Source organism: Pseudomonas sp. KH_024_B2 (genome assembly GCF_057839965.1).
On the sequence record NZ_CM174502.1, the window covers coordinates 5,427,119 to 5,441,290 of the forward strand.

11 protein-coding genes are annotated in these 14,172 nt (G+C 59.8%); 5 read left to right on the forward strand and 6 right to left on the reverse strand.

The annotated features are described in order from the left end of the window. Positions 1-42: 42 nt before the first annotated feature. On the reverse strand, positions 43-2,166 hold the full coding sequence (locus AC3I0A_RS25240; RefSeq protein WP_489375231.1) for a putative bifunctional diguanylate cyclase/phosphodiesterase: 2,124 nt from the start codon (positions 2,164-2,166) through the stop codon (positions 43-45). 320 nt (positions 2,167-2,486) lie between these two features. Between AC3I0A_RS25240 and AC3I0A_RS25245 the strand changes: the two genes are divergently transcribed. Beyond that, complete coding sequence (locus tag AC3I0A_RS25245) at positions 2,487-3,155, forward strand: polysaccharide lyase family 7 protein (protein ID WP_489375232.1); 669 nt, start codon at positions 2,487-2,489, stop codon at positions 3,153-3,155. Between the two features lie 198 nt (positions 3,156-3,353). Here AC3I0A_RS25245 and fba read toward each other — a convergent pair whose 3' ends face one another. The 5 genes from fba to tkt all read right to left on the reverse strand — a co-directional run bounded on the left by fba (position 3,354) and on the right by tkt (position 9,204). Further along, positions 3,354-4,418, reverse strand: a complete 1,065-nt coding sequence (gene fba / locus AC3I0A_RS25250) for a class II fructose-bisphosphate aldolase (protein ID WP_489375233.1) — start codon at positions 4,416-4,418, stop codon at positions 3,354-3,356. A 162-nt stretch (positions 4,419-4,580) separates the two neighbouring features. After that, on the reverse strand, positions 4,581-4,802 hold the full coding sequence (locus tag AC3I0A_RS25255) for a hypothetical protein (protein ID WP_489375234.1): 222 nt from the start codon (positions 4,800-4,802) through the stop codon (positions 4,581-4,583). 32 nt (positions 4,803-4,834) lie between these two features. Continuing rightward, positions 4,835-5,998: a phosphoglycerate kinase gene (locus AC3I0A_RS25260; RefSeq protein WP_489375235.1), complete on the reverse strand. Its 1,164-nt coding sequence runs from the start codon at positions 5,996-5,998 to the stop codon at positions 4,835-4,837. A gap of 17 nt (positions 5,999-6,015) precedes the next feature. Further along, complete coding sequence (epd, locus tag AC3I0A_RS25265; RefSeq protein ID WP_489375236.1) at positions 6,016-7,065, reverse strand: erythrose-4-phosphate dehydrogenase; 1,050 nt, start codon at positions 7,063-7,065, stop codon at positions 6,016-6,018. A 141-nt stretch (positions 7,066-7,206) separates the two neighbouring features. Further along, positions 7,207-9,204, reverse strand: coding sequence for a transketolase (gene tkt / locus AC3I0A_RS25270; RefSeq protein WP_489375237.1), 1,998 nt, complete (start codon positions 9,202-9,204; stop codon positions 7,207-7,209). A 258-nt stretch (positions 9,205-9,462) separates the two neighbouring features. Between tkt and AC3I0A_RS25275 the strand changes: the two genes are divergently transcribed. From AC3I0A_RS25275 to AC3I0A_RS25290, 4 genes are all read left to right on the forward strand, one after another. Next, on the forward strand, positions 9,463-10,479 hold the full coding sequence (locus AC3I0A_RS25275) for an ArsR/SmtB family transcription factor (protein WP_489375238.1): 1,017 nt from the start codon (positions 9,463-9,465) through the stop codon (positions 10,477-10,479). Beyond that, positions 10,476-11,666: a methionine adenosyltransferase gene (gene metK / locus AC3I0A_RS25280; protein ID WP_489375239.1), complete on the forward strand. Its 1,191-nt coding sequence runs from the start codon at positions 10,476-10,478 to the stop codon at positions 11,664-11,666. The genes AC3I0A_RS25275 and metK overlap by 4 nt, the downstream gene beginning before the upstream one ends. A 233-nt stretch (positions 11,667-11,899) precedes the next feature. After that, positions 11,900-13,585 (forward strand): NAD-dependent DNA ligase LigB, encoded by a 1,686-nt coding sequence (ligB, locus tag AC3I0A_RS25285; protein ID WP_489375240.1) that lies wholly within the window; start codon positions 11,900-11,902, stop codon positions 13,583-13,585. A gap of 100 nt (positions 13,586-13,685) precedes the next feature. Further along, positions 13,686-14,081, forward strand: coding sequence for a DUF1090 domain-containing protein (locus AC3I0A_RS25290; RefSeq protein WP_489375241.1), 396 nt, complete (start codon positions 13,686-13,688; stop codon positions 14,079-14,081). The last annotated feature ends 91 nt before the right edge of the window (positions 14,082-14,172 follow it).

Sequence of the window (14,172 nt, forward strand, 5' to 3'; positions counted from 1 at the left end):
GGGGCGGCAATACAGTCACGAAAGATCTCCAGTGTAACGAATTCAGCCCCCCAACGCGCTCCAGTCAAACGACTGCGTAAATCGACTGGCCTCGCTGGCCATCAGCGGATGCGCCACCAGATAGCCCTGCGCATACTCACAGCCATGGGCTTGCAACCACTGATATTGCTCAAGGGTCTCCACACCTTCGGCGATCACCAGCAAACCGAACTGTTTGCACAGATCGATAATGCTGCGGGCCATCGCTGCATCGCGCGGTGAATCGAGCAAACGAGCGATCAGCTGCCGATCGAGCTTGAGGGTATCAAGCTCAAGGTCGCGCAGGTGAGCCAGGGAGCAATTGCCCGAACCAAAATCGTCGAGCGCGACCCGCACCCCGAGATTGCGCAACAGGCGTAACTGTTTGCGTGACTCGTCGAGGTTTTTCATCAAGGCATCCTCGGTCACTTCCACTTCCAGCTGTTGCGGCCGCAAGTCATGACGTTCAAGCACCTGGCGTATCTCGGTGACCAGATTGGGCATGCCGAACTGGGTATTGCTCAGGCTCACGCAGAGCACCAGGTCTTGCGCAAATATGCTCCTCCAGGCACGCCGCTGAGCGGCGCTTTGTTGATAGATCCAACTGCCCAGGCGACTGATCAATCGCGCCTCTTCCAGCAGCGGCAAAAACAATCCCGGCGGCACGTCACCGACACTCGGATGCTGCCAGCGCAGCAAGGCTTCGAAGCCGCGCAAGCGACCATCGGCTATCGCCACCTGAGGCTGATACACCATGCTGAAGTCCTTGCTCTCGATCGCCGAGCGCACACTGTCTTCGAGCATCAAACGCGAACGCGCGCGACCATTCATCTCATGATCGTAAAACCGATACTGCTGGCGCCCCGCGCGCTTGGCCTCATACATGGCAATATCGGCCGCCCGCAACAAGCCGTCGAGATTGGAGCCGCAATCCGGGTAAGTGGCGATGCCGATACTCGCCCCCAGCGCCATGTCCATGCCCTCGATTTGCTGACAGATCGACACCCGCTCAATGAGTTTCTCCGCTATTTTCGCCGCCTGTTCGGGGAACTCCAGATCCAGCAGCGCAGTGAACTCATCGCCGCCCATACGCGCCAGAATGTCGAAGGGCCGCAAGCACGCCTTCAACTGCTCGGACACCCAGCGCAGCACCCGATCCCCGGCATCGTGCCCCAGGGAATCATTGACCCGCTTGAAACCGTCGAGATCCAGATACAGCAACACCGGCGTGGTGTTCGAACGATCGCTGCGCAGCAGGAGGTTTTCCACGGTCTGGTAAAAGCCGCGACGATTGAGCAACCCGGTCAAGGGGTCAGTGACCGCCTGGAACTCCAGCTGCTGATGCAGATGGCGCACCACCGACATGTCCAGCACCGTCACCACCATGGCTTTCTGCTCGGCCGGCAACGGCGCACACGACAGCGCCACGGGCACTTGCTGGCCGGGAGCCGTGCGCAGTATCGCGTCGTGCAGGCGCCAGGTTTCACCGCGGCGATAACTCATATAAAGCTCTGAATCGAGCCAACTGGGCACATGGGGGCTCTGCAGAAAACTCACGAATTCCGCGCCCTGCAACTCTGTCACTGTGGCATTGAGCAACCGCGAAATCGCCGGATTGGCAAAGCGAATAGACCCGCCCTCATTCACCACCAGAATCCCTTCAGCCGCATTGTCCAGCACCGAGGCGTTGAACGCCCGCGCCGCCTCCAGATCATGACTCAGGCGCTGCAGGGCCCGGCGATTGCGCTGATGCTCCAGCAATGCCTGGACTTTCGGTTTGAGAATCTGCGGGTCGAACGGTTTGAACAGGTAGTCCACCGCACCACTGGCATAGCCCTTGATCACGGCGTCCTGGGACTGCTCGTTGGCGGTGAGGAAAATGATCGGGGTCAGGCTAGTACGCTGGCTGCCGCGCATCAAGCGCGCCACTTCAAAGCCATCCATGCCCGGCATCTGCACATCCAGCAGCACCAGGTCGACTTCATGTTCGAGTAACAAGTCCAGTGCTTCGAACCCGGAGGCGGCAGTCATTACCTGCCAGTCCTGTCGCTGCAACAACGCACGCATGCTGATCAAATTTTCGGGATAGTCATCAACTATCAAAAGAACCGAGCGGCCTTCACCTGGCTTGGGTTGCACGCATTCCATGCTGCTTCTCTTGTCGGGAGGTCATGCCGGTAACCGAGGGAAACCGGACAAATACTGAGACCTCACTCTAGACCGGGATCCACTAAAGCAGTAGGTGTCATCACGCCATCATTGGCCAAACTTTCAGGCACCCGACTAACGGTAAGTCCCACAGCCCCCGCAAACCGGGAAGGATGGCATTTCGCCAGAAGACTGACGTCAACTCTTCGCCATAAGGGCTTAACAAAGGACTATTCTGCGCTTATAAGTACCGCCCTCTAAAGCGCGAGCTAAAGCCTCTGGCTACTCGCGTGCAGCATGAATTCGTAGAAGGTTTGAATATGATCGATCTGGCAACCTGGAACCTGAGCGTTCCCGTCGGCAGCCCTCCGGCGACCATCAACACCCCCAGACTGGTGGATGGTTTCAAGGATCAGTACTTCAATTCAGAATCCGGCACGCTGTTTTTCTGGACCCCTGTAACCGGCTCTCGCACCGCAAATGCCAGCTACCCCCGCACTGAACTGCGCGAAACCTACTCCAACGGCACCTTGCACAACTGGACCTACTCCGAAGCCGATAACCTGCTGTACGCCACCCTGGCAGTGAACCAGGTGCCGTCCTCGGGCAAAATCGTCATCGGCCAGATCCACGCCTACAACAGCACCAAGCCAATGGTGAAAGTCGAGTACCAATACAGCACCAGCACGCAGAAGGGCAACATCGTCGCCAAGGTTCGCATGCACCCCTATGACGACACGTCCCGGGTCATCACCATCGCCACGGGGGTGCCACTCGATCATGAGTTCTCCTACCTGATCCACCTCAGCCGCGGCGGTGCCCTCGGCGTCAGCGCCGCCGGCTATAAATGGAACACCCAGATCAGCGCTACCTGGGGCGAAAAACCGCTGTACTTCAAGGCCGGGGTCTATGTGCAGGACAACACCGGCTACTCCAGCGAAGGCGGGAAAGCGACGTTTTCCAGGCTGGATATTGATCACAATAATTGATGGCGCCTGCTTGATCGTCCGATCGTTCCCACGCTCTGCGTGGGAATGCAGCCCGTGACGCTCCGCGTCACTGCCGAAGCGGACGCAGAGCGTCCAGTGAGGCATTCCCACGCAGGAGCGTGGGAACGATCACCTACCGCGCCCACAAAAAACCCGCATCTCTGCGGGTTTTTTATTAACGCTGTTTAACGCTCAGGTTTAGTTAACCTTGGCGTTCAACTCACCTTTGAGGTAACGCTGGTACATCGCTTCCAACGAGATCGGCTTGATCTTCGAAGCATTGCCCGCAGTACCAAACTGCTCATAACGCGCGATACACACATCACGCATCGCAGTCACGGTCGCGCCGAAGAACTTGCGCGGGTCGAACTCGCTCGGGTTGGTGGCCATCAGACGACGCATCGCGCCGGTGGACGCCAGGCGCAGGTCGGTGTCGATGTTGACCTTGCGCACGCCGTGTTTGATGCCTTCGACGATTTCTTCAACCGGTACGCCGTAGGTTTCTTTGATGTCGCCGCCGTACTGGTTGATGATCGCCAGCCACTCTTGCGGAACCGAAGAAGAGCCGTGCATCACCAGGTGGGTGTTCGGGATGCGTTTGTGGATTTCTTTGATGCGGTCGATGGCCAGCACGTCGCCGGTAGGTGGCTTGGTGAACTTGTAAGCGCCGTGGCTGGTGCCGATGGCGATGGCCAGGGCGTCGACCTGAGTGCGCTTGACGAAGTCAGCGGCTTCTTCCGGATCGGTGAGCATTTGGCTGTGATCGAGCACGCCTTCTGCGCCGATGCCGTCTTCTTCACCGGCCATGCCGGTTTCCAGCGAACCCAGGCAGCCCAGCTCGCCTTCTACCGAAACGCCGCAGGCGTGAGCCAGGGCCACGGTTTGTTGGGTCACACGGACGTTGTAGTCGTAGTCGGTTGGGGTCTTGCCGTCTTCGCCGAGGGAGCCGTCCATCATCACCGAGCTGAAGCCCAGCTGGATCGAACGCTGGCAGACGTCAGGGCTGGTGCCGTGGTCCTGGTGCATGCACACCGGGATGTGCGGGAATTCTTCGATCGCGGCCAGGATCAGGTGGCGCAGGAACGGCGCACCGGCGTATTTGCGCGCACCGGCGCTAGCCTGGACGATCACCGGGGAGTCAGTCTTGTCAGCGGCTTCCATGATGGCGCGCATCTGTTCAAGGTTGTTGACGTTGAAGGCTGGAACGCCGTAGCCGTATTCGGCTGCGTGGTCCAGCATCTGGCGCATGCTGATAAGTGCCATTGTGTGTGTATCTCCCGGTTGAGGGTCGTTAATCGTGCAAGCCTGCCGTAGCGGCGGCTGCTATTCAAGTTATTGCAGATTGGGGGTAAGCCCTGGCTGCCAATTCGGTATTGCAGAAATCCTGAGAGCCTTCGATCTGCAGCGGGTTACTGATCTGACCCGTCAAGGACAACCATGTTCCTTGGCCTTGGCAGGAGTCTCGTACTTGTCCAGACCCTCCGGCCCCGAACGCTTGTTGATCACCGGAGCAGTTTCGGCTTGCCAATCGGCTTGATCGCAGCCGTCTTGCGGCTCGATCGCTCCAGGTGCAGGCCTGGCCTGCGGTGCGCTGGCACAACCGGCCAGCAAACCCGCGACGATCAACAGCGGTAACATCTTGACCATGTGAATGTTCCTTTTTCCGGCCAGATCAACCTTTAGGCTTTCGCGCGGCTTTCCAGCACTTCAACGGCCGGTAGCACCTTGCCCTCGACGAATTCGAGGAACGCGCCACCGCCAGTAGAAATGTAGGAGATTTGCTCGGCAACGCCATATTTATCGATGGCCGCCAGAGTGTCGCCACCACCGGCAATGGAGAACGCCGAGCTTTCGGCGATAGCCTTGGCCAGGGTTTTGGTGCCATTACCGAACTGGTCGAATTCAAAAACGCCGACCGGACCGTTCCACAGAATGGTCTTCGACGATTTCAGCAGTTCAGCGAAGTGCGCAGCGGTTTGCGGACCGATGTCCAGAATCATGTCGTCAGCGGCCACGTCGGCGATCAGCTTGACGGTGGCAACAGCGCTTTCCGCGAATTCCTTGGCAACCACGACGTCAACCGGCAATGGCACGCTGACTTTAGCGGCGATGGCGCGGGCGGTGTCCAGCAGGTCCGGCTCGTACAGCGACTTGCCGACCGGGTGACCGGCCGCAGCGAGGAAGGTGTTGGCAATGCCGCCGCCAACGATCAGCTGGTTGCAGATCTGGCTCAGGCTGTTGAGCACGTCGAGTTTGGTCGAAACCTTGGAACCGGCAACGATGGCGGCCATTGGCTGGGCCGGGGCGCCGAGGGCTTTGCCCAGTGCGTCCAGTTCGGCAGCCAGTAGCGGGCCTGCGGCGGCGACTTTGGCGAACTTGGCCACGCCGTGGGTCGAGCCTTCAGCGCGGTGAGCGGTGCCGAAGGCGTCCATTACGAACACGTCGCACAGGGCTGCGTATTGCCGGGCCAGTTCGTCGGCGTTCTTTTTCTCGCCTTTGTTGAAGCGCACGTTCTCGAACAGCACGATGTCGCCGGCTTTGACGTCGACGCCAGCGAGGTAATCGGACACCAGCGGCACTTCGCGGCCCAAGGCCTTGCTCAGGTAATCGGCAACCGGCTTGAGGCTATTCTCGGCCGAGAATTCGCCTTCGGTCGGACGGCCCAGATGCGAGCAGACCATTACTGCCGCGCCTTTTTCCAGGGCCAGCTTGATGGTCGGCAGCGAAGCCAGGATTCGCGCATCGCTGGTGACAACACCGTCCTTGACTGGGACGTTGAGGTCTTCGCGGATCAGTACGCGCTTACCTTGCAGATCGAGGTCGGTCATCTTCAACACGGTCATGGGTCGCAATTCCTGGTTTACGGTTTTTGGTGGACGACTTGCAGATAATGCTCTGCAACGTCGAGCATGCGGTTGGCAAAACCCCATTCATTGTCGAACCAGGCCAGGACGTTCACCAACCGAGGGCCGGAAACGCGGGTCTGACTGGCATCGACAATCGCCGAATGAGGGTCATGATTGAAATCACAACTGGCGTGAGGCAACTCGGTATAAGCCAGAAGGCCTTTGAGCGGGCCGCGGGTGGCAGCCTCGCGCAGAATCCGGTTGACCTCGGTGGCGTCGGTATCACTGACGGTTTGCATGGTGATATCCAGGCAAGACACGTTAACCGTCGGCACTCGCACTGCTTTGGCCTGAATTCGCCCGGCAAGTTCCGGCAATAGCCGTTCGATGCCGCGCGCCAGACCAGTGGACACCGGAATCACCGACTGAAACGCCGAACGGGTGCGGCGCAGGTCTTCGTGGTGATAGGCGTCGATCACCGGCTGGTCGTTCATTGCCGAGTGAATGGTCGTGATCGACACGTATTCCAGACCAATGGCCTGATCCAGCAAACGCAACAGCGGCACGCCACAGTTGGTGGTACAGGAGGCGTTGGACACCAGCAACTCGTCGCCGGTCAGGCAATCCTGATTCACGCCGAAGACGATGGTGGCGTCGACATCCGCCTCGCTGGCCATCGGCTGGGAGAACAGCACCCGCGGCGCCCCGGCGTCCAGGAAACGCTGACCGTCTTCACGGGTGTGGTAGGCGCCGGAACACTCGAGCACCAGATCGACACCGAGCGCGGCCCAGTCGATACCTTCGGGGGTGGCACTGCGCAGGACCTTCACGCAGTCGCCATTAATATGCAGACAATCGCCGTCGACCCTCACCTCACCGGGAAAACGCCCGTGGGTGGAGTCAAAGCGTGTCAGGTATTCAATGCTGGCCATGTCGGCCAGATCGTTGATCGCAACAATTTCAAACCCGGCAGCCGCCCCTCGCTCGAACAAGGCACGCAAGACGCAACGACCAATCCGGCCGTAGCCGTTGAGTGCAACTTTGTAGGGACGCGGTTGAGGCATGGGGTTCTCGATGAGGCTTGGGAATGTAGTCATCTGATACGACGCCTTCGCGGGCAAGCCCGCTCCCACAGGAGAAATGTGTTCCCTGTGGGAGCGGGCTTGCCCGCGAAAGGGCCCGCGCGGACAACCCGACTTCCGGACTTAGTCTTCCAACAGCTCTTCAGCCTGACCCAGGATGTTTTCCAGGGTGAAACCGAACTCTTCGAACAAGGCAGACGCAGGTGCCGACTCGCCGTAGGTGGTCATGCCGATCACGCGACCTTCCAGGCCCACGTATTTGTACCAGTAGTCCACGTGAGCGGCTTCGATGGCGATCCGGGCGCTGACCTGCAACGGTAGAACGGCTTGCTTGTAGCCGGCATCCTGAGCATCGAAGACGCTGGTGCATGGCATGGAAACCACGCGCACCTTGCGGCCTTGTTCAGTCAGTTTGTCGAAGGCCTGAACTGCCAGGCCAACTTCCGAACCGGTGGCGATCAGGATCAGCTCAGGCTCGCCTGCACAGTCCTTGAGCACGTAGCCACCACGGTTGATGCACTCGATCTGCACGGCGTTACGGGTTTGGTGCTGCAGGTTCTGACGGGAGAAGATCAGTGCCGACGGACCGTCGTCACGCTCCAGCGCGCATTTCCAGGCCACTGCCGATTCAACGGCATCGGCTGGACGCCAGGTGTCGAGGTTCGGCGTGCTGCGCAGGCTGGTCAGTTGCTCGATCGGCTGGTGAGTCGGGCCGTCTTCGCCCAGACCGATGGAGTCGTGGGTGTAGACGTAGATCACGCGTTTCTTCATCAACGCCGACATGCGCACGGCGTTGCGGGCGTATTCCATGAACATCAGGAAGGTCGCGCCGTAAGGCACCAGACCGCCGTGCAGGGTCACGCCGTTCATGATCGCGCTCATACCGAACTCGCGAACGCCGTAATACATGTAGTTGCCGCTGGCATCTTCAGCGTTGACGCCTTTGCAGCCTTTCCACAGGGTCAGGTTGGAACCGGCGAGGTCAGCGGAGCCGCCCAGCAGTTCCGGCAGCAGCGGGCCATAAGCATTCAATGCATTCTGGCTGGCTTTACGGCTGGCGATGGTTTCGCCTTTGGCCGCCACTTCAGCGATGTAGGCCGCAGCCTTCTCGGAGAAGTCAGCCGGCAGTTCGCCGCTCAGACGACGGATCAATTCGTTGGCCAGTTCCGGGAACTCAGCAGAGTATGCCGCGAAACGCTGGTCCCACTCGGCTTCGGCGGCAGCGCCGGTTTCCTTGGCGTCCCACTCGGCATAGATGTCAGCCGGGATTTCGAACGGGCCGTGGTTCCACTTCAATGCAGCGCGGGTCAGGGCGATTTCCGCATCACCCAACGGGGCGCCGTGGCAGTCTTCCTTGCCTTGCTTGTTCGGCGAACCGAAACCGATGGTGGTTTTGCAGCAGATCAGCGTCGGTTGCGCGCTTTTGCGCGCTGTTTCGATGGCGATCTTGATTTCTTCCGGGTCGTGACCGTCGACGTTGCGGATCACTTGCCAGTTGTAGGATTCGAAACGCTTCGGCGTGTCGTCGGTGAACCAGCCTTCGACTTCACCGTCGATGGAGATGCCGTTGTCATCGTAGAAGGCGATCAGTTTGCCCAGGCCCAAGGTACCGGCCAGGGAGCTGACTTCGTGGGAAATGCCTTCCATCATGCAGCCATCACCCAGGAACACATAGGTGTGGTGGTCGACAACGTTGTGGCCGGGACGGTTGAACTGCGCCGCCAGGACTTTTTCTGCCAGGGCGAAACCGACCGCGTTGGCCAGACCCTGACCCAGCGGGCCGGTGGTGGTTTCCACGCCCGGGGTGTAGCCGTATTCCGGGTGGCCCGGGGTGCGGCTGTGCAGTTGGCGGAAGTTTTTCAGGTCATCGATCGACAGGTCGTAGCCGGTCAGGTGCAGCAACGAGTAGATCAACATCGAGCCGTGACCGTTGGACATGATGAAGCGGTCACGGTCGGCGAACGATGGATTGCTCGGGTTGTGCTTGAGGTAGTCACGCCAAAGTACTTCGGCGATATCCGCCATACCCATAGGGGCACCGGGATGGCCGCTGTTGGCTTTTTGCACGGCATCCATGCTGAGGGCACGAATGGCGTTGGCACGCTCACGACGGCTGGGCATCGCTGATCTCCTGGGGCTGAATAAAACGAAACGGAAAAAAGGCGAGCATTTTCCCTCACCCACGGGTCTCGGGGCAATGACAGATAGTCACTCAAGCGACTTTTTCCTGTGGATAAACGCCCAATCTCCTGGTGAAACCATTCCGCTGTGAGTCTGTAGAGTGAAGCCAGCCCGGGAAGTGCCACTTATCGAGCAATATCAAAACTTTTTGATATTGCTCTTGCGAGGATTTCGGACCCTCACTAGACTGCCTGCCCTATGAACCTACGCGTGCCCTCCATTCGCCATGACGAATCCGATGAGCTGGCTGCCCTGTGCAAAGCCGGCGGCGATCCGTTACGGCTGAATGTATTGCGCGCGCTGGCCAACGATTCGTTCGGCGTGCTGGAATTGGCGCAGATCTTCGCCATCGGCCAATCAGGCATGAGCCACCATTTGAAGGTGCTGGCCCAGGCTGATCTGGTGGCGACCCGCCGCGAAGGCAACGCCATTTTCTATCGGCGCGCCCTGCCCCACACCGACTTGTTGGGCGGCAAGCTGCACGCAGCCCTGCTCGATGAAGTGGATAACCTGACCCTGCCTGCCGATGTGCGGTCGCGGATCGGTCAGGTCCATGGGCAACGAGCCGCGGCCAGCCAGGACTTCTTCTCACGAGTCGCGGAGAAATTTCGCGCCCAGCAAGACTTGATCGCCGGCCTGGCGCAGTACCGCGAAAGCGTGCTGGCGCTGCTCGACAAGCTGAGTTTCGACAGCGCCGCCACGGCCATTGAAGTCGGCCCCGGCGACGGCGGCTTTCTGCCGGAACTGGCGCAACGTTTCAGCCAGGTCACGGCGCTGGACAACAGCCCGGCGATGCTCGAACTGGCGCGCCAGGTCTGTGAACGCGAATCGCTGGCTAACGTCAGCCTGCAACTGGCCGATGCATTGAATGGCGTGAGCCTTCAGGCCGATTGCGTGGTACTGAACATGGTGCTGCACCATTTCGCCGCACCGGCCGATGCGCTCAAGCACATGGCCAATTTGCTGCAACCAGGCGGTAGCCTGTTAGTGACAGAGTTGTGTAGCCACAATCAAAGTTGGGCCAAGGAGGCCTGCGGTGATCTTTGGTTGGGTTTTGAACAGGACGATCTGGCCCGTTGGGCCACCGCTGCGGGACTCGTTCCCGGGGAAAGCCTCTATGTAGGCTTACGTAATGGTTTCCAGATCCAGGTCCGCCACTTTCAGCGGCCGGCTGGCGACATTCACCATCGGCAAATTCAGGAAACATCGAGATGAGCGAATACTCCCTTTTCACCTCCGAGTCCGTGTCTGAAGGGCATCCGGACAAAATCGCCGACCAGATTTCTGATGCGGTGCTGGACGCCATCATTGCTGAAGACAAGTTCGCCCGTGTGGCGTGCGAGACTCTGGTGAAAACCGGCGTGGCAATCATCGCAGGTGAAGTCACCACGTCGGCCTGGGTCGATCTGGAAGACATCGTCCGTAACGTGATTCTCGACATCGGCTACAACAGCTCCAATGTCGGCTTCGATGGTGCGACCTGCGGCGTGATGAACATCATCGGCAAGCAGTCCCCCGACATCAACCAAGGCGTTGATCGTGCCAAGCCTGAAGACCAGGGCGCCGGCGACCAGGGCCTGATGTTCGGCTACGCCAGCAACGAAACCGAGGTGCTGATGCCAGCACCGATCACCTTCTCGCACCAGTTGGTTCAACGTCAGGCTGAAGCCCGTAAATCCGGCCTGCTGCCTTGGCTGCGCCCGGACGCCAAGTCGCAAGTGACTTGCCGTTACGAAGGCGGCAAGGTTGTCGGTATCGACGCTGTTGTACTGTCGACCCAGCACAGCCCTGAAGTGTCCTACAAAGACTTGCGCGAAGGCGTGATGGAACTGATCGTCAAGCACGTGCTGCCAGCCGAACTGCTGCACAAAGACACCCAGTTCCACATCAACCCGACCGGCCAGTTCATCATCGGTGGCCCGGTGGGCGACTGCGGCCTGACCGGTCGCAAGATCATCGTCGACACCTACGGCGGCATGGCCCGTCACGGTGGTGGCGCGTTCTCCGGTAAAGATCCATCGAAGGTTGACCGTTCCGCCGCCTACGCCGGTCGTTACGTGGCCAAGAACATCGTCGCTGCCGGCCTGGCCGAGCGCTGCGAGATTCAGGTTTCCTACGCCATCGGCGTCGCTCAGCCGACTTCGATCTCGTTGAACACCTTCGGCACCGGCAAGATCAGCGATGAGAAGATCATCAACCTGGTCCGCGAAGTGTTCGACCTGCGTCCATACGCGATCACCACCATGCTCGACCTGCTGCACCCGATGTACCAGGAAACCGCAGCCTACGGCCACTTCGGTCGTACGCCGCAAGTGAAGACTGTCGGCAACGACACCTTCACCACGTTCACCTGGGAAAAAACCGACCGCGCCGACGCCCTGCGCGCTGCTGCCGGTTTCTAAGCGCTCTTCGGCTGCATCCAAAGCCCCGCATGGTTCGCCCTGCGGGGCTTTTTATGGTCCTGTGGGAGCGGCGGTGCGGCGATCCGACTTGCCCGCGAATACGACCTGACAGCCGGCAATTATTTCAACCCGTTTCGATATCTACCAGCCGACACACCCGGCAAAATACCAGCCTGATTGCATCGTCGCAGCTGATATAGCCTTAAGCATCCCACCCGAGCAAGGATGCTGCGATGCTCCTCTCTGCACGCCTGTCCGTCGGTTTATGGCTGGCTCTCTATTTCCTGAACGCCAACGCGAACACCTGCCCCGACTGGTCGTCCAGCCGCGCCAAGGACGAAATCACTCAACTGCAACAACAGCTCAATCGCTGGGACGACAGCTATCACCGACAAGGTCGCTCTCTGGTTGCCGACGAACTTTACGATCAATCCCGCGCCCTGCTCAGCCAATGGCGCGAGTGCTTTGCGAGCATCAAGGGACAATCGGACAATCCCCTGCGCACGGCTGGGGGTCCGATTGCCCACCCCATCCCCCAGACCGGCCTCGGAAAACTCGCCGATGGACGTGCCGTAGAGGCCTGGCTCAAAGGCCGCGACGACGTCTGGGTGCAACCGAAAGTCGATGGTGTGGCAGTCACGCTGATCTACCGTCAAGGCCAACTGGAGCGGGTGATCAGTCGCGGCGATGGCGTGCGCGGGCAAGACTGGACCGCCTCGGCGCGCAAGATCGGCGCCATCCCTGCGCAACTGCCGCAACCTCTGGATTTGCTGCTTCAAGGCGAACTCTATTGGCACCTCACCGACCATATCCAGGCCACGGCCGGTAGCCTCAACGCCCGCAGCAATGTTGCCCGGTTGATGGCTCGCAAAGAGCTCAGTGCCGTCGACGCTAGTGGTATCGGGCTGTTTGTCTGGGATTGGCCGCAAGGCCCGGCTACCTTGCCCGAACGGTCGGCAGGCCTGAAGGCGCTGGGTTTTACCCACAGCGCGCAATACAGCCAACCCATCAGCAACTTCGCCGATGCCGAACGATGGCGCGACCACTGGTATCGCTCGCCCCTGCCGTTTGCCAGCGACGGCCTGGTGCTGCGTCAGAGCCAGCGCCCACCCGCGCAGCGCTGGCAGGTAAAAGCCCCCTATTGGATCGTCGCCTGGAAATACCCCTTCGCCCAGGCACTGGCGCAAGTGCGCGGCGTAAAATTCAATATTGGCCGCACCGGGCGAATAACCCCCGTACTGCAGCTCAAACCGTTTACCCTCGATGACCGGCAGGTCAAGCAGGTGAGCGTCGGCTCCCTGAAACGTTGGCAGACCCTGGATATTCGCCCCGGCGATCAAGTCGCGATCAGCCTGGCGGGCTTGACCATTCCCCGCCTCGACAGCGTAGTTTTGCGCAGTGCCGATCGCCCGGAGGTGGTCGCACCGCGGGCGGAGGACTTTCATCACCTGAGTTGCTGGCAACCTGTAACGGGGTGTGAAAGCCAGTTCCTCGCACGCTTGACCTGGCTCAGTGGCAAACAGGGGCTGGCGTTGCAACACATTGGCCCCGGCACATGGGAAAAACTGATCAGCGCCGGACGCATCAATAGCCTGCTCGATTGGTTGACCCTTGATGCGCAAGAGCTTGCTAACATTGACGGCTTCGGCGAGCGCAGCAGCGCCCGCCTGCTCGGCAGTTTGCACGACGCCAGGCAACGCCCCTTTGAACTCTGGTTGAAAGCCTTGGGCCTTCCGCCGACAGGTGACGCCAACATCACAGGTCCATGGCAGACGTTGGCGGCAAGAAGCACCGAACAATGGCAAGCCGAAGCCGGGATCGGCCCGGGACTCGCCGCGCAATTGAGCGCGTTTTTCCGCGACCCGCAGGTGCTGGCCTTGAGTGAAGAATTACGCGCTGCCGGGATTGATGGTTTCTAGCCGTCAGTACGCCCGGCAGTTTTGACCCCGAAAGGTGCAGATGGACTCCAACGGCGCATCTGCATGCCGATCTGATAGCGATCTTTTTCACGGAGCCTTTATGAAGTTTTTGTCACCGCTCGCGCTATTCGCAGCTTGCAGCCTGCTGGCAGCCCCGCTGCTGGCTGCTGAAGAAATCCCTGAGCTCACCGGCTGTGCAGCTAAACGTCAGGACCTCGGCACCCGGATCGAACAGGCCAAGGTCGATGGCAACAGTGATCAGCAGGCAGACCTGGAAAAAGCCCTGAGCGAAGTTACAACCCATTGCACCGACGCGACCTTGAAGAAAGAACGGGAAAACAAGGTGCTCGATGCCAAACACGAAGTCAGCCGCCGCCAGACCGACCTCGAGAAAGCCATGAAAAAGGGCGACTCGGAGAAGATCAACAAACTCAAAGACAAACTGGCCAAGTCCCGCAAAGAACTGCAGGACGCGCTGGATGAGCTGGATAAGTAAGACTGGGCGAAACGGTGCCAGCTATGGCGAAGGGGCTTTTGTGGCGAGGGAGCTTGCTCCCGCTCGGACGCGAAGCGTTCGTAATCCGGTT

Coding starts and splice junctions, on each gene's coding strand:
- AC3I0A_RS25255 (WP_489375234.1), bottom strand. CDS start 4,802: ATGGTCAAGATGTTACCGCTGTTGATCGTCGCGGGTTTGCTGGCCGGT.
- fba (WP_489375233.1), bottom strand. CDS start 4,418: ATGGCACTTATCAGCATGCGCCAGATGCTGGACCACGCAGCCGAATAC.
- AC3I0A_RS25240 (WP_489375231.1), bottom strand. CDS start 2,166: ATGGAATGCGTGCAACCCAAGCCAGGTGAAGGCCGCTCGGTTCTTTTG.
- AC3I0A_RS25245 (WP_489375232.1), top strand. CDS start 2,487: ATGATCGATCTGGCAACCTGGAACCTGAGCGTTCCCGTCGGCAGCCCT.
- AC3I0A_RS25290 (WP_489375241.1), top strand. CDS start 13,686: ATGAAGTTTTTGTCACCGCTCGCGCTATTCGCAGCTTGCAGCCTGCTG.
- AC3I0A_RS25260 (WP_489375235.1), bottom strand. CDS start 5,998: ATGACCGTGTTGAAGATGACCGACCTCGATCTGCAAGGTAAGCGCGTA.
- metK (WP_489375239.1), top strand. CDS start 10,476: ATGAGCGAATACTCCCTTTTCACCTCCGAGTCCGTGTCTGAAGGGCAT.
- AC3I0A_RS25275 (WP_489375238.1), top strand. CDS start 9,463: ATGAACCTACGCGTGCCCTCCATTCGCCATGACGAATCCGATGAGCTG.
- epd (WP_489375236.1), bottom strand. CDS start 7,065: ATGCCTCAACCGCGTCCCTACAAAGTTGCACTCAACGGCTACGGCCGG.
- ligB (WP_489375240.1), top strand. CDS start 11,900: ATGCTCCTCTCTGCACGCCTGTCCGTCGGTTTATGGCTGGCTCTCTAT.
- tkt (WP_489375237.1), bottom strand. CDS start 9,204: ATGCCCAGCCGTCGTGAGCGTGCCAACGCCATTCGTGCCCTCAGCATG.